Raw genomic sequence first — 2,132 nt, forward strand, 5'->3', positions numbered from 1 at the left:
TGTTTCCCGGAACCGGAACCCCGGAATGGAAACTGGATTTTGTACCGACCTCAGAAGGTTTTTACAGTTTCGAGGAAAACCGCTATATTTACCAGTACAGAGATCACCTGGGCAATGCCAGGGTGAGCTATGCCAGAAACAGCGAAGGCGCAATTGAAATAACGGATGTCAACAATTATTATCCTTTTGGATTGAACCATATTGAAGGGATCTCCAGAGGACAGTTGGGCAGTTATTTTAATTACAAGTACAATGGCAAGGAGCTGCAAGAGACCGGAATGTATGATTACGGGGCAAGGTTCTATATGCCGGATATCGGGAGATGGGGTGTGGTAGATCCGTTGGCGGAATTAAATAGAGCGTGGTCACCTTATCGTTATGCATTTAATAATCCTATTAGATTTATTGATCCGGATGGAAGAAATGAGGATATTTATGAGTTAGATGAAAACGGAAATTTAACATGGAGAGATGAATCTGATAGAGATGTAATTTATGCTTCCAAGAATTTTGATAGCAATGGAAAACTTAAAACTGAAAATGATGGTGGTGTAGATGTTGGAGAAAAGGGATATATCAATAAAAATAAACAAGAAATTACATTGAAAAAACCAATAAAAGATTCTGAAGGAAATGTATCAAATAAAATGACTACATTAAGCTTTTATAATAATACAGCAAAAGCGAAAGAAGTTGTAGAGTATATGTATAATAATACAAGAGTGGAATCTTCTAATGCATCCTATTTTTCCCAAACAGATAATATTTTCTCTGTTGTTTCGACTTTTCATATGCCAACAATATCACCATTTAATCCCAAAATTTTTGATAAAGGAATGTCTAATTTTTCAATAAATGGAGATTATCTTTTTCCAAGCAAATTATACGCACATGATCATAATCATCCTGCCGATGGCTTGGTTTGGAATCCGGCAAGTGGATTTGAGAGCTATTCAGGAGGATTTAGACAAAGTTATGATGTCCGTTGTCTTAATGGTGGCTGTGATATTAATAGAGCAAGAGAAAATCCTGATGTAAAATTAAGAGTCTATATTAACTTATTAAAAAGATATATGAATTATGATAGTCAAAAAACAAATTTTGAATAAAATATTTTCAGTATTATTTTTTACATTGTTGATTTGCAGCTGTTCGGCTCAGAAAATTAATGTAAATCATATTGTTGATACTTATATTGATTATTACTCGTCAAGAAATAAAATCTTTAATCCTAAAGAAACATATTTATTAATGGGAGTATTTTCCGAAAATGAAAATCCACAAAATAAAGTTCTTAGTATTTCACATAATTGTTTTGAATGTCAAGGTAATGTGACTGATAAAGATGAAGTTATTCAATATAAAGGATATAAAGTGGTAGTTATTTCGGATGAAAAAGAGAATAAATATTTTTTACTTAAACATTTTAAAAATACTATACTATCCAAAACATTTTCAGTACAGCCATTTAATAAGAATATGATCTCAGATTCCCCTGTTCCATTAAATGTCAGGTTTGATAATAAAGGGAAAATTTATTTTTTTTGTATGGGAGGTAAAACAGAGGAAATAAGGCAACTATTAGGTTTTACTGATACAATAGAAGATTGCCGGAAATAATACGATTTCCACTCCACGATTATTAAAGCAAAGAGACTGCCTGTCGTTATGCATTCTATGACACGAAGCAAATAAAAATTGTTAAAATTTAAGATGTAAATTTATAAGCATTAATATAAGGAGGACACTATCCTAGGAAGTGTGTAAGTTAAAAAGTCAGGGCTTGGATTTTATAATCTGAGCCTTTTTTCAAAAATAAGGATAAATTAAAATTATTAAATTTAGTTTGTTAAACTTTATGAAAAAAGCAAATTTTCAGAATATCAAACTATAAAAATCCCCCTTGCTCCCCGAAGTTTCAAACTTCGGAGTAAGATAAATAAGTAACCAAAGTTGTAAGTTATCCTGACTTTGCCTGCTGCTACACTTGGGGCTATCAATTCAGAAATCCTGTTGGTTGGGTTATATTAGTAGCTTTGTTAGGAAAGGTTATTTACGATCAGGCTACAAAACCTCCTTTACAGTGGCATACGACAATTGCAGACCCTGGTGCAGGGTATGGACATTTAAAA

The 2,132-nt window shown here is 32.5% G+C and carries 2 protein-coding genes; both read left to right on the plus strand.

What is annotated here, in order from left to right; translation table 11 throughout:
- A partial coding sequence (locus tag AC106S_RS24065; RefSeq protein ID WP_482442522.1) for an RHS repeat-associated core domain-containing protein occupies positions 1 to 1,109 on the plus strand: 1,109 nt, incomplete at its 5' end.
- Positions 1,102 to 1,620: a hypothetical protein gene (locus AC106S_RS24070; protein ID WP_482442524.1), complete on the plus strand. Its 519-nt coding sequence runs from the start codon at positions 1,102 to 1,104 to the stop codon at positions 1,618 to 1,620. The genes AC106S_RS24065 and AC106S_RS24070, both read left to right, overlap by 8 nt.
- Positions 1,621 to 2,132 lie beyond the last annotated feature (512 nt).

It is taken from the genome of Chryseobacterium sp. FR054, assembly GCF_056844565.1.